We start from the raw sequence: 18317 nt of genomic DNA on the forward strand, positions 1-18317 counted from the left end.
AGCACTTGAACAAGCTTGTGAGGCAGCGCTGATTTAATACACTGAGCACATGCCGCCGACAAAGGAAGAGGCAAAAGTGCAATTGCCTCGCGAATCTCTACGTATTGTTGCAGATGCGTTAATTCAGCGAGGTGAGCAAGCCACTGTCGTTCAGCGCGCCATCCCATGGCGGGATGGGATGGTATTCGGCGACCAGGAAGTCGATCAGGGCGCGCACTTTGGGGGATGGCTGGCGGCTGACGGGGTATAGGGCGCTGAGGTAGTTCAACGGCAGCTGCCAGTCGCTCAGCACCGGCACCAGCGTGCCTTCCATCAGGCTGCGCCAGGCGAGGAAGGTGGTGTTGTAGACGATGCCCAGTCCCTGCTGCGCCGCCTGCTGCAACACCAGGCCGTTGTTGGCGGTGAAGGCCGCCGGCACGCGTACCGATTGCTGTTCGTCGCCGCGCGTGAAATGCCATTGGGTGCCATCGGTCAGGTGGCTGAAGTGCAGGCAGCGGTGCTGCTGCAATTCCTGCGGCGTCGTCGGCATGCCATGCCGCGCCACATAGGCCGGTGACGCGCACAGCACACCGCGGCATGGCGCCAGCGGACGCATCGCCAATGCGTGCACGTCCGGTATGCCGCCCACCCGTATCGTCAGGTCAAAGCCATGCTCGATCGGATCAAGCAAGGCGTCATCGACAAACAGCATCGGTTCCAGCAAGGGATGCAGCAACGCGAAGCGCGCCACCGCACCGGCCAGCCATTCGCTGCCGAAGCTCGACGGCGCCTGTATCCGCAGCGGTCCCGCCAGGTCATCGCCAACTTGCGCCACCACCCGCGCCGCTTCCTGCGCCTGTGACACGGTCGCCATACACGGCGCCAGATAGGCCTGGCCGACATCGGTCAGGCTGACTTCGCGTGTCGAGCGATGCAGCAGCCGCGCACCCAGCTTTTCCTCCAGCTGCAGGATGTGCTTGCTGACCATGGCGCGCGTCAGGCCCAGCCGCCGTCCAGCCTCGCTGAAACTGCGCTGCCTTGCCACTTCCACAAAAATTTCCATCGCCCGTAACTGGTCCATGGGGTGATTGTCGCCATTTTGGCGACAATGTGTCAACCTTTTGCGGATTGTGAGGCCCGGCGCAGCCCCGTAAAATGCGCTACATCAAATATCCCGCCATGGAGCCAGAAATGCTGACAGACGCACAAAAGCAACAATACCAACGCGATGGCTACCTCGTCATCCCCGGTTTCAAGAGCGACGAGGAGATCGCCAAGCTGCGCGCCCGCGCTGCGGAGATTGTCAACGATTTCGACCCGAGCGCCCAATCCGGCATTTTCAGCACCATCGAGCAGGAAAAAACCACCGACGATTACTTCCTCGGGTCCGACAACACCATCCGCTGTTTCTTTGAAGAAGAAGCCTTCGGCGCGGACGGCCAGCTGAAACAGGCCAAGCAACTGTCGATCAACAAGATCGGCCACGCCATGCACGACCTGGACCCGGCCTTCCGCGCCTTCACCGCAGATCCGCGCCTGGAAGAACTGGCGCGCGAGCTGGGCCTGAGCGATCCCAAGGTCTGGCAGTCGATGTACATCTTCAAGCAGCCTGGCATTGGCGGCGAAGTGCGCTGGCACCAGGACGCCACGTATTTCGACACCGATCCGGTCAGCGTCACCACCTTCTGGTTCGCGCTGGAAGACGCCACGCTGGACAATGGCTGCATGTGGGCGGAACCGGGCGGCCATCGCGGCCCGATGCGCGAACGCTTCCTGCGCAATGGCGATGACGTGCGCATGGAAAAACTCAGCGATCTGGCATGGCCGGACAACAGCAGCGCCGTGCCGCTGGAATGCAAGGCCGGCAGCCTGGTGTGCTTCCACGGCCTGCTGCCGCACTACAGCGCGCCGAACCGCTCGCCGGTGTCGCGCCACGCCTACACGCTGCACGTCACCGATGGCGCGACCCGCTACTCACCGCAGAACTGGATACAGCGCGACGACAAGCTGCCGGTGCGAGGCTTCCTGTAATGCGGATTCAGATTTTCGCCGCCCAGTGGGGAAATAATGAGCTGCCGGCGCCGGTATTCATCGAACGCGTCAAGGCCGCCGGTTTCGATGGCATCGAAATGTCGCTGCCGCTGGACGCCGCCGAGCGCGACGCCTGGACCCGCCAGATCGCCGACGCCGGCCTGGGCCTGATCGTCGCGCAATGGGAGACGGTGTTCCATCCGACTTTTGAGCCGCACAAAACAGCGCTGGCCGAATTGCTGCACAACGCCTGCGCAGCCAAGCCGCTGCACGTCAATTCGCACACCGGCAAGGACTACTTCACGCCGGAGCAGAACCGCGAACTGCTGGACCTCGCGGCAGATATCTCGCGCCAGCACGGCGTGCCGATCTACCACGAGATCCATCGCAGCCGTTTCAGCGGCCACCCGATGCTGCTGCTGCCCTATCTGCGCCAGCTGCCGGACCTGCAACTGACCGCCGACCTGTCGCACTGGTGCTGCGCCTGCGAGTCGCTGCTGGAAGACCAGCCCGAAACGCTGGCCGCAACGCTGCCGCGCGTGCGGCACATCCACGCCCGCGTCGGCCACGCGCAAGGCCCGCAAGTGGCCGACTTCCGCGCGCCGGAATCGCAGGCCGCGCTGGAAGCGCACCTGTCGTGGTGGGATGAAGTGATACGCCTGCGCCGCGCCGCCGGTGCCCAGCACATGACGCTGACGCCGGAATTCGGCCCGGTCCCGTACACGCAAACCCTGCCCTACACGCAGAAGGAAGTATCGAACGCCTGGGAACTCAACGTCGCCATGCTGGCCCTGCTGCGCCAGCGCTACGCCGACGCCTGAGCCGTATCCCTGGCCGGCGACAGCGGCAGCACCAGCAGCACGCTGGTGCCTGCCGCCGGCACCGACTCCACGCGTATCGTCCCGCGCAGCACACCGGTGACGATGTTATAGACGATATTCATCCCCAGCCCTGAGCCGCCCTGCCCCATCTTGGTAGTGAAGAAGGGATCGAATATCTTGTGCAGCACCACCTCGGTCATGCCGACGCCGTTGTCCTTCAATTGCAGCACCACCAGATCCCGTCCCTCGCGCCGCGCGCTGATCGTCAGCATGCCGCTTTCGCGTCCGTCGAAGCCATGTAGCAGCGCATTGGCGATCAGGTTGCTGAGCACCTGGCTGACGCTGCCCGGATAGGAATCGAACATCAGGTCCGCGGGCACATCCACCGTCACCGCGCACGCCGCGCGGCGCAGCTGCGCCGCATAGGTAGCCAGCGTATCGTGCAGCACCTCGTCCAGCCGGAAGCGGCGGCGCTGGCCACTGGCCTGATCCACCGCCACCTGCTTGAATGAGGTGATCAGGTCGCCGGCGCGCGTCAGCGAACCGCTCATGATGTCGCAGGCCTTGGCAGCGTCGGCCAGCAAGGCGTCCAGCGCCGAGCGCTTCAAGCCGCCGCCCTCTTTCATGCGCCGCTCAAAATCGCGCACCATGTCGCCCAGCGAGGTGGCCGTCAGCAGGCTGTTGCCGATCGGCGTATTCAGCTCGTGCGCCACACCGGCCACCAGCGCCCCCAGCGACGCCATCTTCTCCGAGGTTTGCAGATTGGTCTGCGCCTGCTTCAGCGTCGCCACCACGCGCGACAAATCGTTGCGCGCCTGCTCCGCCTGGCTTTTCTGGTGTTCCAGTTCTTTCAGGCTGATTTCCAGTCCCTGCCGCGTGTCCGTCTCGCGGCGGTTGGCCACCAGCAGCGCCGCGATCAGCGCGCTGATGATCACGCCCACCACGCCGATCAGCACCACCGGCAGTTGCGAGCGGCCGTAGCGTGCGCCCGAACGTCCTTCAAACTTGATGATCCAGTTGCGCTGCCCTACCGGCAGTACGGTTTGCGCCGTCAGCCCAGGCACAGTGTCAGCGCGCGGCTGATGCGTCTCCACCCTGCCGTCGCTGTCGTAGAGCAGCGTGTCGGAGCCGGGCAGCGGCACCTTGCCGTTCTGGAAGCCGCCATCCTCGATGCGCACATGCAGATGCTCCAGCAACGCAGGATCGATCACCTCGCGCATCAAGGCATTCACGCGGAACACGATCGCCACAAAGCCCACCAGCGCCTCGCGCCGCTGCGCCGTGGTGTCCAGCGGCGTGCCGTTGCGGTACACCGGCGCGCGTGCGACAAAGCCAGGCTCGCCGCTGGCGTCCTGCGCCAGCGTGATGCGCTCGGTGGCGACGATCTCGCCACTGTCGCGCCCCAGCTCCAGCGCCTTCAGGTGCGGCGGCAGCGCGGACAGGTCGAGGCCGAAGGCGTTCTCATTGCCTTTCATCGGCTCGGTGTATTCGATGATGTAATGCAGCGGGCGGCGGCTGGCCGGGTGCACATGGAAGCCGGGATAGCCCTCGCGCCGCACGCCTTCGATAAACGCCGGCAGATTAGCCTCCGGCACCATGCGCACAAACTGCAAGGCTTGATAGCCGGGATAGCGCTTGTCGATCTTCAGCTGGCTGACGAAACGGTGGAAGTGGTCGCGGTCGATGCGGTCGTTGACCGCGTACATGCCGCGCATGCCGTGCAGCGAATCGGCGTAGATCTGCAAGCGGGTCTGGGTATCGCGCGCCACCCGTTCGGTGTCGCGCTGAAAGCCGGCGCGGACTTGCAGCTTCTGCTGCTCCTCCATCACAAAATAGCAGGTCCAGGCTGTCAGGCATATCCCGACAAAGAAAGCCAGGTAGCCGCGCCCGTGCATGATTTATCCGGCGTGGTCGCTGTAACGGTTGGCGATGGCCATGAACTCCTCCTCCACCGTCAGCATCGCGTCAACCACATCGGGATCGAAGTGCTCGCCGCTGCCCTGCCGTATCATCTCCATCGCGGTTTCGTGGGTGAACGCCGGCTTGTAGACGCGCTTGGAAATCAGCGCGTCATACACATCGGCCACCGCCATCAGCCGTGCCGACATCGGGATCGCATCGCCCGCCAGTCCTTGCGGATAGCCGGAGCCGTCGTACTTCTCCTGGTGCGAATACGCGATTTCGCGCGCATAGCGCAGGAAGGTGTTGGTATAGCCCAGCGCGTTCTCGACATTGGCGATGGCGTCGCGGCCGTACACGGTGTGCATCTTCATCACTTCGAATTCGGCGTCGGTCAGGCGGTCAGGCTTGAGCAGGATCGCATCCGGTATCGACACCTTGCCGATGTCGTGCAGCGGCGCCGCCTTGAACAAGGCCTTGATATTCGCGTCGCTCAGCTCTTCCTCGAAGCGCTTGTGCGATTGCAGCTGCAGCGCCAGCGCGAACATATAGTGCTGCACGCGGCGCAGGTGGTTGGCGGTTTCGTATTCGCGCGTTTCGGCCAGCGAGGCCAGCGCCCAGATCATCGCGTCCAGCATCTGGCTCAGTTCCGTGGTCACCTCTTCCACCAGGTGCTCCAGCAGATTGCGCTGCTGCTTCAGCAGCTCGCGCGAGTGACGCAATTGCAGATGGGTGTCGACGCGCGCGCGCAGCACCTCGGCGATGACCGGCTTGGCCACCACGTCGGCGGCGCCGTGTTCAAAGGCGCGCTGCTCGTCCGCTTGCTGTTGTAACAAAATGACCGGGATGTCGGCGGTGTCCGGGCTAGACTTGAGCTGCTGGCAGACGCTATAGCCATCGAGCACCGACAGTCCGGCGTCCAGCACCACCAGATGCGGCCGCGGCACATGCTGCATGAGGTCCAGCGCGGCGCGTCCGCTATTGGCCAAGCGCACCTCGTACTGCCCTTCCAGCATGCTATTCATCTGGATCAGCTTGTCCGCAGCCTCGTCGACGAGCAATACGATGGCCTTTTTGACATTCATCTGCCGCTACTCCCGCGTTATTCTTACCAACATCATAACCGAGCATATTTGCCGGATGAAACTATTTTCTCCGCCTAGCTTGCAATTATATAGTACGCTACCTATACTGAGGACATGGATACTCAAACTCAAACCAATTCCGCCGTCCCGCAGCTGGACGCCCAGCTCTGCTTCGCGCTGTATTCCACTTCGCTGGCGATGAGCAAGCTGTACCGCAAGCTGTTGCGCGGCCTCGGCCTGACCTACTCACAATACCTGGTCATGATGGTATTGTGGGAGAAAAACGAACTGACCGTGTCGGAAGTCGGCGAACGCCTGTTCCTCGACTCAGCCACGCTGACGCCGCTGCTGAAACGCATGGAAGCGGCCGAACTGCTGACCCGCACCCGCGCCGCCAGCGACGAGCGCCAGGTGATCATCAAGCTGACGCCGCACGGCGACGCGCTGCGCCACGAAGCCGCCAAGCTGCCGCCTTCCATCCTGCAAGCCACGCAGTGCACGCTGGACCAGGTGGTCGGCATGAAGCAGGAGCTGGACCAGTTGCGCGCCAGCCTGATGTCGGCAGCTGGTTGAACGCGATGACCAACACCGCCACACCCATCTACACGCCGCTGCGCGAGGCCGCAGCAGCGCTGCGCAGCGATGGCTACGCGCTGCTGCAACCGCAAGACCTGGCCACGCTGGCCGGCCTGCCGCTGGACACGCTGAACGCCCTGATCCCCAGCTGGGATGCGCTGGCGCCGGACAACTACCTGAAGGATGGCGGCCGCTATCGCCGCCGCCGCCATTCCTGCTTTGTGCAGCAGGGCCGCGAGCTGACGCAAACGCCGCACCGCGCGCACTGGCAGCCGCTGGAGTACAACGCGCTGCACGGCGGCATGCATCGCCTGTTCGAGCCGGTGCAGCCGGACACGGTTGCGCAGCCAGCGTGGCCGGCGCTGATCACCGCCATCGGCCAGTTGTGCAGCGCGGCACGCGAAAACAGCGCGCCGTGGTATGTTGAGGCGCACCAGTTCCGCATCGACACCACCGACGGCATTGGCCGCCCGACGCCGGAAGGCGCGCACCGCGATGGCGTCGATTTTGTCGCCGTCATCCTGATCGCGCGCGACGGCATCAAAGGCGGCGAAACCCGCGTGTTCGAAGCCGAAGGACCGAACGGCAAGCGCTTCACCATGACCGCGCCGTGGACCATGCTGTTGCTGGATGACGCAACTGTCATTCATGAATCCACACCGATCCAGCCGCTGGCGCAACACGGACACCGCGACACCTTGGTTCTAACCTGGCGCGCTGGCGGTTTTCAGGGACAGGAAACTTCCCCTTGAGGGTGTAATCCGATATAGTTTATGCAGCTAACTATGCACCAGGAGGGGGTCTGTGGACACCAGCTACGAAATACAGCCCGATGAAATAGAAATACTGATAGTCGAAGACAGCCCCACCCAGGCGGAACGCTTGCGCCGATTGATACAGTCGATGCGCTATGGCGCGCGGGTGGCGCCGAACGGCCGTCTGGCGCTGGAGGCGATCCGCGAACACAAGCCGCACCTGGTGCTGTCCGACATCGTCATGCCGGAGATGGACGGCTACACGCTGTGCCGCGCCATCAAGGCCGACCCGGAGCTGCGCGACATCCCGGTGATCCTGGTGACTTCGCTGATGGACCCGAAGGACATCATCCGCGGCATCGAATGCGGCGCGGATAACTTCATCCGCAAGCCGTATGCGGAAGACTATCTGCTGAACCGCATCGGCCACATGCTGATGAACCAGAAGCTGCGCAAGAACCAGAACATGGAGATCGGCATCGCTCTGTATCTGGGCGAGCAAAAGCACTTCATCAACGCCGACCGCCAGCAGATTCTCGACCTGCTGATTTCTACCTACGAGCAGGCGGTGCAGGTCAACAGCGAACTGCAGTCGCGCGAGCGCCAGGTGATCGAACTGAATATGCGGCTGGCGCACCACGCCGGCGAGCTGGAAACCATCAACCGCGAAATCGCGCTGAAGAATCTGGAGCTGGCGGAAGCGAGCCGCATGAAATCGGCCTTCATCGCCAATATGTCACACGAGCTGCGTACGCCGCTGAACGCCATCATCGGCTTCACCGGCGCGCTGCTGATGAAGCTGCCCGGCCCGCTGACGCCGGAGCAGGACAAGCAGCTGAACACCATCCGCACCAGCGCCCGCCACCTGCTCTCGCTGATCAACGACATCCTCGATGTCGCCAAGATCGAAGCGGGCAAGGTCACGCTGGAACTGGAGACGGTGCAGTGCCAGGACATCGTCAAGGATGTGGTGGACACGCTGCGTCCGCTGGCGGTACAGAAAAACCTGGCGCTGGAAATGGAGCTGGCCAATCCCGCCATCGTGCTGGAAACCGACCGCCGCGCGCTGACGCAAATTCTGCTCAACCTCGGCAACAACGCCATCAAGTTCACCGAGAGCGGCACGGTGCGCGTGACGCTGGCGGAAAAGCCGGGCGAAAACGGCAGCCCGAACCTGATCGAATTCTCGGTGGCCGACAGCGGTGCCGGCATCCGCGAGGAAGACCAGGCCAAGCTGTTCCAGGCCTTCTCGCAGCTGGACTCGACCTCGACCCGCCACGCCGAGGGCGCCGGCCTGGGCCTGTACCTGTGCCAGAACCTCGCCAACCTGATCGGTGGGTCGCTGTTCTTCAAGAGCGACTTCGGCCGCGGCAGCACCTTCACGCTGGCGCTGCCGGCGAAATGACGGTTTAATCAATTCAGAAGATGACTATAATAACAACGTAATTCTACGGTATTGCACTGCAACATAAAGAGGGGTATAGTTTGAACTGTCTCCTCCAATCCGTTCGCTGAACATTGGAATTCAACCCGCACCGTCTGGTCGCGGGTTTTTTTTTGCCTGTATTTCTTCTTCGCACTGCAATATTTTCATCCGGCTAACGTCTACATAGGCTGTAACGCTTGTTTCAGCAATAAATTAAACAAGCGATTTAGTTATATCATTTGTTTGAATTGTGTGATGTAATCCGGCCATGAACGCTAAACCTACCCACCACGATCCCAGCCAGCCAGCCGACGACGCGCGCAAGCCCCGTTCCGACGGCGAGCAATCGCGCGAGCGCCTGCTGCACGCGGCCATGCGGCTGTTCGGCGAACAGGGCTACTCCAAGACCTCGACGCGGGAAATCGCCCAGGCGGCAGGCGCCAATGTGGCCGCCATCAGCTACTACTTCGGCGACAAGGCTGGCTTGTACCAGGCCTGCTTCAGCGCCATCTGCACGCCGGTCGAAAACAACATCGCCATGTTCGACCAGCCGCACTTCACGCTGCGCGAATCGCTGCACGGCTTCTACCGGCAAATGACGGCGCCGTTGATGGCGGGCGCCGACGCCGAGGTGCTGCTCAAGCTGTTCTACCGCGAAATGCTGGAGCCAACCGGCTTCTGGCAGCAGGAAATCCAGAACAACATCAAGCCAGAGCACATGGCGCTGGCCGGTGTGCTGTGCCGTCATCTGGATCTGCCTGCGCCGGATGAACGCGTGCACCTGCTGGCCTACGCCATCGCGGCCATGTGCGTGCAAATGCTGATCGGGCGCGATGTGGTCAACGCGATCACCCCCAGTCTGATGTCCAGCCCGGAGGCAATCGCCGCCTGGGTCGAGCATCTGACCGGGTTTGCGGAGACGCTGGTGCTGGCAGAAAAAATCAAACTTCAACAAGGGAAAGCATGAGTATCTTTTTACGCGCGACGGCGTTGGCCGTCGCGGCGACGCTGGGCGGCTGCGCCGTGCAGGGACCGGCGCAGCAAGTGGATTCATTGGCGCCCGCACAGTGGCAGGCGCCATTGCCGCACAACGGCAGCCAGGCCGATCTCGCCAGCTGGTGGCGCGGCCAATCGGACAGCCTGCTGGTGCAGCTGATTGAATCGGCGCAGGCGGTCAGCCCGACTGTGGCTTCTGCAGCGTCGCGCATCGCACAGTCGCGCGCCGAACGCGTGGCGGCCGGCGCCGCGCTGGCGCCGAATGTGGATGCGGCGGCATCGGTGAACCGCTCCAACCAGCAGTCGGCGCTGCCGATGGGCACCACCTCGCAAGCAGCGCTGAACGCATCCTGGGAAATCGACATCTTCGGCGCCAACCGCGCCGCGCGCGATGCGGCGCAAGCGCGCCTCGACAGCGCGCACGCCGGCTGGCACGACGCGCGCGTGTCGGTGGCGGCGGAAGTCGCCAACCAGTATTACGGTCTGCGCGCCTGCGAACAACTGCTGGCAGTAGCGAAGCAGGACGCAACATCGCGCGCAGACACCTCGCGCCTGACGGAGCTGAGCGCCACCGCTGGCTTCCAGTCGCCAGCCAGCCTGGCGCTGGCGCGCGCCAGCGCGGCCGACGGCAACAGCCGCTACATCGCACAACGCGCCGCCTGCGATGTCGATGTCAAAGTGCTGTCCGCGCTGACCGCCATCGCCGAGCCGGAATTGCGCGGCAAGCTGGCTTCCGGCGCAGCGCCGATCACCGCCACACCGCCCGCCAGCGGCGCGCAGGCCGCCACGCCAGCCGTGACGCCGGCATCCGCCGCTTATGCATCGTTCACGCCGCCGGCCATGGCGATCGCCAGCCTGCCGGCGCAAACACTGAGCCAGCGTCCGGACGTGTTCACCGCTGAACGCGAAGTGGCGGCCGCCAGCGCCGATGTCGGCAACGCCCAGGCGCAGCGCTATCCTCGCCTGTCGCTTTCCGGCTCGGTCGGCATCGCCAACTTCCGCACCGGCGGCGAGAACACCAAGACCGACACCTGGACCATCGGCCCGGTCGCCTTGTCGGTGCCTGTGTTCGACGCCGGCCGCCGCCGCGCCAACGTCGATTCCGCGAATGCCCGCTATGACGCCGCAGTCATCAGCTATCGCGCCACGGTGCGCCAGGCGGTCAGCGAAACCGAACAGGCGCTGGTCAACCTGGACAGCACCGCCGCCCGCGCCACCGATGCGCAAACTGCGCTGGACGGCTACCGCGCCAATTACAACGCCGTCGACGAGCGCTACAAAAACGGCATGGCCAGCCTGTTTGAACTGGAAGACGCACGCCGCACCCGCCTGACCGCCGAACAAACCGTCATCAGCCTGCAACGTGAACGCAGCGCCGCCTGGGTCGCACTGTACCGCGCCGCCGGTGGCGGCTACACGCCGCCAGCCGCCGCCAACTAACTATCTCCACACATCATGAACGCAAAACTGAAACCACTCGCCTACGTCCTGGCCGCAGCATTTGCCGTCGCCGCCGCTGGCGTTGCCGCCTACTCGCAAGCCGCCGACGAAAAGAAAACCGAAGCGCCGAAAGCCGCACTGACCGTCACCATCACCAAGCCAAGCAACGCCAGCCTGCCGATCAAGCTGGCCGCCAACGGCAACGTCGCAGCCTGGCAGGAAGCCAGCGTCTCCAGTGAATCCAATGGCCTGCGCCTGACCGAAGTACGGGTCAATGTCGGCGATGTCGTCAAGGCCGGCGAAGTGCTGGCGGTATTCTCGGCCGACACCGTCAACGCCGACCTGGCGCAAGCACAGGCAGCGCTGCACGAAGCCGAAGCCAACGCCGCCGACGCCGTCGCCAACGCCGCGCGCGCCCGCACGCTGCAAAACTCCGGCGCGCTGAGCGCGCAGCAAATCAGCCAGTACAACACTGCCGAGCAAACCGCGAATGCACGCATCGCCTCCGCCAAGGCGGCGCTGGCCAGCCAGCAGCTGCGCCTGAAATACACCAAGGTGGTGGCGCCGGACAGCGGCGTCATCTCGGCCCGCAGCGCCACCGTCGGCGCGGTGTCGGGCGCCGGTACGGAACTGTTCCGCATGATCCGCCAGGGCCGTCTGGAATGGCGCGCCGAAGTGGTGGCCGCCGACCTGCGCAGCCTGAAGCCAGGCATCAGCGCCGTGGTCAAAGCCGCCAACGGCAGCGAAGTCACCGGCAAGGTACGCATGGTCGCGCCGACCGTCGATCCGCAAACCCGTTCCGCGCTGGTGTACGTCGACTTGCCGCAGAACGCCGGCAGCAAGGACGCGCCGTTCAAGGCCGGCATGTTCGCCAGCGGCCAGTTCCAGCTGGGCGCCTCGGAGGCGATGACCGTGCCGCAGCAGGCCATCGTGGTGCGCGACGGCTTCAGCTTCGTGTTCCGCCTCAACGCCGACAAGCATGTCAGCCAGATCAAGGTGCAGCCAGGCCGCCGCCTGGGCGACCGCATCGAAGTGCTGGGCGGGCTGGACGCCAACACCCAGATCGTGGTGCGCGGTGCCGGCTTCCTCAACGACGGCGACCTGGTCAACGTCGTCGCCAAATAAGGACAGCCCATGAACTTTTCCGCGCTATCCATCAAGAACCCGATCCCGGCAATCATGCTGTTTGCATTGCTGTCGCTGGCGGGTCTCATGGCCTACAAGGCCAATCCGGTGCAGGACTTCCCGGACATCGAGCTGCCTATCGTCACGGTCACCGCCACGCTGGACGGCAGTGCGCCGGCGCAGCTGGAAACCGAAGTCTCGCGCAAGATCGAAGACTCGGTGGCCACGCTGCAAGGCGTGAAGAATATCTACACCACGGTGCTGGACGGCGTGTCGACCACCACCGTCGAATTCATCCTGGAGAAAAACATCTCCGATGCGGTCAACGATGTGCGCGACGCCGTGGCGCGCGTCAAAGCCGACATGCCGGCCGAGCTGCGCGACCCGAGCGTGACCAAGGCCTCCACCGCCGGCCGCGTGGTGCTGACCTTTACCGCCACAGCGGCGCAAGCGCCGGGTGAAAAACTCGATAGCCAGGAACTCAGCTGGTTCGTCGATAACACCGTTGCCAAACGCTTGCTGACGGTGCCTGGCGTGGGCGCGGTCAAACGCGTCGGCGGTGTGTATCGTGAGATCCGTGTGGAGCTGGACGATGCCCGCATGGCGGCCTTGCGCGTCTCGGCGCTGGATGTGTCGCGCCAGCTGCGCCTGGTGCAGAAAGAAGCGCCGGGTGGACGCGGCGACGTCAGCGGCGCCGAGCAATCGGTGCGCACCATCGCCACCGTGCAGACGGCCGCCGAACTGTCGGCCATGGACCTGCCACTGCTGGATGGCCGCCATGTGCGGCTGGACCAGGTGGCCACTGTGACGGACACCGTCTCCGAACCGCGCGCCGTGGCGTTGCAGGACGGCGTGCCGGTGATCGGCTTTGAAATCTTCCGCACCAAGGGCGCCAGCGAAACCGCGGTCGCCAAGGGGGCGCGCGAAGCTGTCGCCGAACTGCAAAAAACCAATCCGCGCGTTGAACTGAAACAGGTGATCGACAACGCCCATCCGGTCGAAGAAGATTTCAAGGGCTCGATGGACTTGCTGTACGAAGGCGCGATCCTGGCGGTGATCGTGGTCTGGTGGTTCCTGCGCGACTGGCGCGCCACCCTGGTGGCCGCCGCCGCGCTGCCGCTGTCGGTGCTACCGGCCTTCCTCGGTATCTACCTGTTCGGCTACACGCTCAACATCGTTACGCTGCTGTCGCTGGCCCTGGTGGTCGGCGTGCTGGTGGACGACGCCATCGTCGAAATCGAAAACATCGAGCGCCACCTGCGCATGGGTAAAACACCGATGGAAGCGGCGATGGAAGCGGCTGACGAAATCGGCATGGCGGTGATCGCCACCACCTTCGCCTTGGTGGCGGTGTTCCTGCCGACCGCCTTCATGAGCGGCATCCCCGGCCTGTTCTTCAAACAGTTCGGCTGGACCGCCGTGATCGCGGTGCTGGCCTCGCTGGTGGTAGCGCGTCTGCTGACGCCAATGATGGCCGCCTACCTGCTCAAGCCCGCCGTCCACCGTGAGGAAAAAGACGGCTGGCTGATGTCGCGCTACATGACCGTGATGCGCTGGTGCCTGCGCCACCGGCTGGTTACCGCGTTGGCGGCTGGCGCCTTCTTCATCGGTTCGATCATGCTCACCGGCCTGCTGCCGACTGGTTTCGTACCTGCGGCGGACCGCTCGCAAACACAGATCACGCTGGAACTGCCACCTGGTTCTACACTGGCGGAAACCAGCGTGGTCGCCGAACGTGCGCGCAAAGCGGCGATGGAAATCAAAGGCATCAAATCCATCTTCAGTTCCATCGGCGGCGGCTCCAGCGGCGATGCGTTCGCGCCTGGCGCAGCAGCCGAGGCACGCAGCGCCGTGCTGACGCTGACCACGGTGCACCGCACCGACCGTAAAGAATCGATGGCCGACCTGGAAGCCGAGATCCGCCACAAGCTGGACGCTATTCCCGGCGCCCGCTTCAAGGTCGGTCCACCGGACAACGGCGTCAAGATGCAGCTGGTGTTACGTAGCGAAGATCCGGTGGCACTGAAGGAAGCCGCGCAAAAGGCCGAACGCGAACTGCGCACGCTGCAAGGCGTGGGCAATGTGCGCTCGACCGCCTCGCTGGTGCGTCCGGAAATCATCGTCAAGCCGGACTTCGCCAAGGCCGCTGATCTGGGCGTAACCGCCGCGTCGATCGGCCAGACGGTACGCGTGGCCACCGCTGGCGACTACGACACCGACCTGACCAAGATGAACCTGCCGGAACGCCAGGTGCCGATCCGCGTCAAGCTGCCGGACGCAGTACGCGCCGACCTGGACGCCATCGGCCGCCTGACGGTGCCCGGCAAGAACGGGCCTGTGCTGCTGGCCACTGTCGCGGAGATCACCATGGAAAGCGGCCCGGCGCAAATCAACCGCCTGAACCGCAGCCGCAACGTTACGCTGGAAGTGGAACTGGGCAAGCGCGCGCTGGGTGAAGTCAACGAGGAAGCGCGTGCACTGCCGGCGCTGAAGAACCTGCCGCCATCGGTAAAAATCGCGGAGCTGGGCGACACCCAGGAGATGGCCGCGCTGTTCGCCAGCTTCGGCCTGGCGATGCTGATCGGCGTATTGTGTATCTACTGCGTGCTGGTGCTGCTGTTCAAAGACTTCATGCAGCCGGCGACGATTCTGGCGGCGCTGCCGCTGTCGATCGGCGGCGCCTTCGTGGCGCTGCTGATTACCCGTAGCGCCTTGTCGATGCCGTCGATGATCGGCCTGATTATGCTGATGGGTATCGTCACCAAAAACTCAATCTTGTTAGTTGACTATGCTATTCTGGCGCGCCAGGCGGGCATGGAGCGTTTCGATGCGCTGGTCGATGCCTGCCACAAACGTAGCCGTCCGATCCTGATGACCACCATCGCGATGGGCGCGGGCATGATGCCTCTGGCCCTTGGCTGGGGCGCCGACCCGAGCTTCCGTTCACCGATGGCGATCACCGTGATCGGCGGGCTGATTACCTCAACGTTATTAAGCCTGTTGGTGGTGCCGGCGGTGTTCACTTATGTCGACGACTTCGAACACTGGCTGAAGCGCATGATGCGCAAGCTGCGCCGCCAGCCGGAGCAACAAGGAGACGAGCATGCAGTACGAGATCAAAGACCTGCCTGAAGTCCGCGTCGCTTACCTGCGCTACAAAGGCCCGTTCGGGCCGGCGCTGGGCGACTTCTGGAAAGAAGTGTTCACGCCGTGGCAGAAGGCCTTCGGACTGTTAGGTAAAGTCACCTACGGCGTGGCGCAGGACGATCCGGGCACCACGCCGGCGGCGGAGTGCCGCTACGACGCTTGCGTGGAAATCTCGCCGGAGCACCAGATCGCGCCGCCGGCAAAAGAAACGCACCTGCCTGCCGGCCGTTACGCGGTGGCAGCATTCAAGGGCACCGCCGCCGACGTGCCAAAAGCCTGGGGAGAATTCTTCAGCCAGCTATCGGCGGAAAACAAGATCGCCGAAGGCCTGTGCTTCGAACGCTACCCGGCCGATTATGCGATGGACCCGGCCACCGGCGTCTTCACCGCCGAACTCTGCATCCCCACCATTTAGGGGTTGCTCCATCCGCCGCCCATGGCGCGGTAGAGGTCTACAGAGGCGACCAGTGTTCGTGTTTTCAGCTGTAGGCGCCCGACGTCGGCGCTGTATAGCGTGCGCTGGGCGTCCAGCTCTTCCAGGTAGGAGGCGTAGCCGTTGCGGTAGCGGTTGTGGGCAATGCGCAGTGTTTCGGCTGCTGTGGCGCGGCGCGCATCATTTTGGATGGCTTGCTCTTTCAGGCGCACGATGGCGCCGAGGCCGTTTTCGGTTTCGGCGAATGCTGCGCGCACTGCGTTTTCATATGCGTAGATGGTTTGATCGCGCTGTGCGGCCACGGAGTCGGTCTGGCTTTGAACGCGGCCGCCGTCGAAGATCGGCGCGGCTGCTACGCCGCTCAGGCGCCACAGCGCTGTCGGGGCGTTAATGAAGTCGTGCCATTTGAGGTTCTGGACACCGCCCGTCGCTGTCAATTTGAACGACGGCAGCAGTTGGTCGCGCGTGGCTTGCAGGTTGGCGTTGATGGCAATCAGGTTGTATTCAGCGCGGGCGATATCGGGACGGCGGCGCAGCAGTTCGGATGGCAGGCCTTCCGGTACGGCCGGTGCTTGTAGGTCGGCCAATGCAACACCGCGTTCAATCGGGCCAGGATTGCCGCCGCTGAGGATTGATAGCGCGTTTTCCTGTTCGAATATCTGCCGCTTCAATTGCGGTATTTGTTCAGCGGTGGTTTGGTATTCGGCTTGCGCCTGCAGCCATTCAAGGCGTGAGCTGTAGCCGACGTCGAACTGTTTTTTTGCCAGGCGGGCGGATTCTTCGCGCAATTTCAACGTGGCTTCGGTGAGCGCGAGTTGCGCGTCCAGGCCGCGCAGGTTGAGGTAGCCCGATGCGGCCGTTGCGGCGATGGAGAGCGCAACCGCGTCGGCGTTAGCCCGTTCCGCCTGATAGCTTGCAGTGGCGGCGTCGGTCAGCGCGGCCAATCGTCCCCATGCGTCGATTTCATAGCTGGCCTGGAATTCGGCTTGGTAGATATTGGTGACGTAGGGCGCGCCGGTGTAGGCCAGTTGGCGTGCGCGGGATGGGGCGCTATCGACGCTGGCGGTAGCTTTCTGGGCTGCTTCCGCGACGCCGATCTGTGCGCGGTACTGTGCTACGCGGGCGCGGGCAATGCGCAGGTCGCCGTTGTTTTGCAGGGATTTGTTGACTAGCGCGGTCAGTGCAGGGTCGCCGAAACGCTGCCACCATTGCTGCGCCACCGGGCCGCTGCCCTGCCCTTCCACGGCCGCGCGCCAGGCGGACGGGATCTGCAAGGTGGATGCTGGCGGTGGCGTGACGGTTGCTGCGCAGCCGGCGAGCAGCAAGGCGGCCGCCAATGCGGCGCCAGTAGCCGCATTGCGCGCTGCGACGCGGCTGCTCATGGCTTGGCCTCGGCGGCGGCAGGCGCGGTGGTGGCGGGCGCCGGAGCGGCGGTTTGGCTGGTTTCGCGAACTCTCACGGAGGTGTCGATGCTGACGATGACCGACATCCCCGGCGCGAGGCGACGTGCGTTCGCCTGGCCCTGGTCGATGCGTATCCGCACCGGAATGCGCTGCGCGATCTTGACGAAATTACCGGTCGCATTATCCGCCGGCAGCACGCTGAATTCAGAACCAGTGGCCGGCGATATCCGCTCCACCACGCCAGTCAGCTTGGCGCCATCCAGCGCATCGACCTTGAAGGTGGCCGGCTGCCCCACCTGCACATTGTTCATCTGCGTCTCTTTCAGATTGGCGATCACCCACAGCTGCTTCGGCACCAATCCCATCAACTGCGCACCAGTATTCACGTAGGCGCCCTTGCGCACCGTAACCTGTCCCAGCTGGCCATCTTCCGGCGCGGTGATGCGGGTATTATCCAGATCCACCTTGGCCGCCTTCAACGCCGCCTCCGCGCTGGCCACCGCTGCAGCCAGCGACTGCTTGTTGACCGATACCGACCGCACCTGCTGCTTCGATATCTCCAGATTCGCACGCGCCTGCTCAACCGCCGCCACGGTCTGCGTGCGCGCCGCCTTGGTCGCATCCTGCTCGCGCTGCGACAACGATCCATCCGCCGCCAGCGCCTCCACCCGCGTCAAATCCGCCTGCGACTTGGCCGCCTGCGCCTGCGCATTGGCCAGCGTGGCCTGATTCAGCAGCACGCCCGCCTCGGCCGACCGATGCGACTGCGCCCAGTTTTCCAGCGCCGCTTTCTGCGCGGCCAATTGCGCCTGCGCCTGCTCATAGCGCTGCTGATAGATACGGTCATCGATCAGTGCCAGCAAGTCGCCCTGCTTCACATACTGGAAGTCCTGCACCTTCACATCCACCACATAGCCTGGCAGCTGCGTGCCGATCAGCGTCACCTGTCCGCGCACCAGCGCATTCTCGGTGGAGACGATGGCGCTGCTGAACGGAGGCAGCCGCCACGCATACAGCACAATCAGCACACCGACCAGCGCCACCAGCGAGAACACGATGGCCGAGATAATCTGCGCGCGCCGGTCCGGCGCCGGTGCAGTGGGTGCGGAGGCCGCTACCGCAGCTGCCGCCGCCGCTGCGGCCACTGCCGCAACGCGGCTGTCAGAAGAGGATGCATTGTCTGGCGTTTTGTTATCCATGT

The 18317-nt window shown here is 64.0% G+C and carries 15 protein-coding genes; 10 read left to right on the top strand and 5 right to left on the bottom strand.

Features of this window, described 5'->3' with window-relative positions; translation table 11 throughout:
- Window positions 1–118: 118 nt before the first annotated feature.
- Window positions 119–1060 (bottom strand): LysR family transcriptional regulator, encoded by a 942-nt coding sequence (locus KW842_RS15090; RefSeq protein WP_229223706.1) that lies wholly within the window; start codon window positions 1058–1060, stop codon window positions 119–121.
- 110 nt (window positions 1061–1170) lie between these two features.
- Between KW842_RS15090 and KW842_RS15095 the strand changes: the two genes are divergently transcribed.
- Window positions 1171–2010, top strand: coding sequence for a phytanoyl-CoA dioxygenase family protein (locus KW842_RS15095; RefSeq protein ID WP_218304922.1), 840 nt, complete (start codon window positions 1171–1173; stop codon window positions 2008–2010).
- Window positions 2010–2831: a sugar phosphate isomerase/epimerase gene (locus KW842_RS15100; RefSeq protein ID WP_218304923.1), complete on the top strand. Its 822-nt coding sequence runs from the start codon at window positions 2010–2012 to the stop codon at window positions 2829–2831. Before KW842_RS15095 ends, KW842_RS15100 begins: the two co-directional genes overlap by 1 nt.
- Here KW842_RS15100 and KW842_RS15105 read toward each other — a convergent pair.
- Together KW842_RS15105 and KW842_RS15110 are read right to left on the bottom strand one after the other, a co-directional pair.
- Window positions 2816–4726 (bottom strand): CHASE domain-containing protein, encoded by a 1911-nt coding sequence (locus KW842_RS15105; protein ID WP_229223707.1) that lies wholly within the window; start codon window positions 4724–4726, stop codon window positions 2816–2818. The two genes, KW842_RS15100 and KW842_RS15105, sit on opposite strands and share 16 nt — an antisense overlap.
- A 3-nt stretch (window positions 4727–4729) precedes the next feature.
- Window positions 4730–5815, bottom strand: a complete 1086-nt coding sequence (locus KW842_RS15110) for an HD-GYP domain-containing protein (RefSeq protein WP_218304924.1) — start codon at window positions 5813–5815, stop codon at window positions 4730–4732.
- 114 nt (window positions 5816–5929) lie between these two features.
- On the opposite strand from KW842_RS15110, the gene KW842_RS15115 reads away from it, so the two are divergent.
- The 8 genes from KW842_RS15115 (at window position 5930) to KW842_RS15150 (ending at window position 15695) form a co-directional block, all read left to right on the top strand.
- Window positions 5930–6388, top strand: coding sequence for a MarR family winged helix-turn-helix transcriptional regulator (locus tag KW842_RS15115; RefSeq protein ID WP_218304925.1), 459 nt, complete (start codon window positions 5930–5932; stop codon window positions 6386–6388).
- 5 nt (window positions 6389–6393) lie between these two features.
- Window positions 6394–7143: a 2OG-Fe dioxygenase family protein gene (locus KW842_RS15120; RefSeq protein ID WP_218304926.1), complete on the top strand. Its 750-nt coding sequence runs from the start codon at window positions 6394–6396 to the stop codon at window positions 7141–7143.
- Window positions 7144–7195: 52 nt separating this feature from the next.
- Window positions 7196–8551, top strand: coding sequence for a response regulator (locus KW842_RS15125; protein WP_218304927.1), 1356 nt, complete (start codon window positions 7196–7198; stop codon window positions 8549–8551).
- A gap of 289 nt (window positions 8552–8840) precedes the next feature.
- A complete protein-coding gene (locus tag KW842_RS15130) occupies window positions 8841–9539 on the top strand; it encodes a CerR family C-terminal domain-containing protein (RefSeq protein ID WP_218304928.1) in 699 nt (232 codons plus the stop codon).
- Window positions 9536–11008 (top strand): TolC family protein, encoded by a 1473-nt coding sequence (locus tag KW842_RS15135; protein ID WP_218304929.1) that lies wholly within the window; start codon window positions 9536–9538, stop codon window positions 11006–11008. Before KW842_RS15130 ends, KW842_RS15135 begins: the two co-directional genes overlap by 4 nt.
- A gap of 15 nt (window positions 11009–11023) precedes the next feature.
- Window positions 11024–12133: an efflux RND transporter periplasmic adaptor subunit gene (locus KW842_RS15140; protein WP_218304930.1), complete on the top strand. Its 1110-nt coding sequence runs from the start codon at window positions 11024–11026 to the stop codon at window positions 12131–12133.
- A 9-nt stretch (window positions 12134–12142) separates the two neighbouring features.
- Window positions 12143–15265, top strand: a complete 3123-nt coding sequence (locus KW842_RS15145) for an efflux RND transporter permease subunit (RefSeq protein WP_218304931.1) — start codon at window positions 12143–12145, stop codon at window positions 15263–15265.
- Window positions 15237–15695, top strand: coding sequence for a GyrI-like domain-containing protein (locus KW842_RS15150; RefSeq protein WP_218304932.1), 459 nt, complete (start codon window positions 15237–15239; stop codon window positions 15693–15695). Before KW842_RS15145 ends, KW842_RS15150 begins: the two co-directional genes overlap by 29 nt.
- Here KW842_RS15150 and KW842_RS15155 read toward each other — a convergent pair.
- Entirely contained in the window at window positions 15692–17095 is a 1404-nt protein-coding gene (locus KW842_RS15155) for an efflux transporter outer membrane subunit (protein ID WP_218304933.1), read from the bottom strand. The two genes, KW842_RS15150 and KW842_RS15155, sit on opposite strands and share 4 nt — an antisense overlap.
- Window positions 17092–18315 (bottom strand): HlyD family secretion protein, encoded by a 1224-nt coding sequence (locus KW842_RS15160; RefSeq protein ID WP_218304934.1) that lies wholly within the window; start codon window positions 18313–18315, stop codon window positions 17092–17094. The genes KW842_RS15155 and KW842_RS15160 overlap by 4 nt, the downstream gene beginning before the upstream one ends.
- Between the last annotated feature and the right edge of the window lie 2 nt (window positions 18316–18317).

The sequence above is a fragment of the Duganella sp. sic0402 genome (assembly GCF_019219065.1).
Classification (GTDB): domain Bacteria; phylum Pseudomonadota; class Gammaproteobacteria; order Burkholderiales; family Burkholderiaceae_D; genus Rugamonas.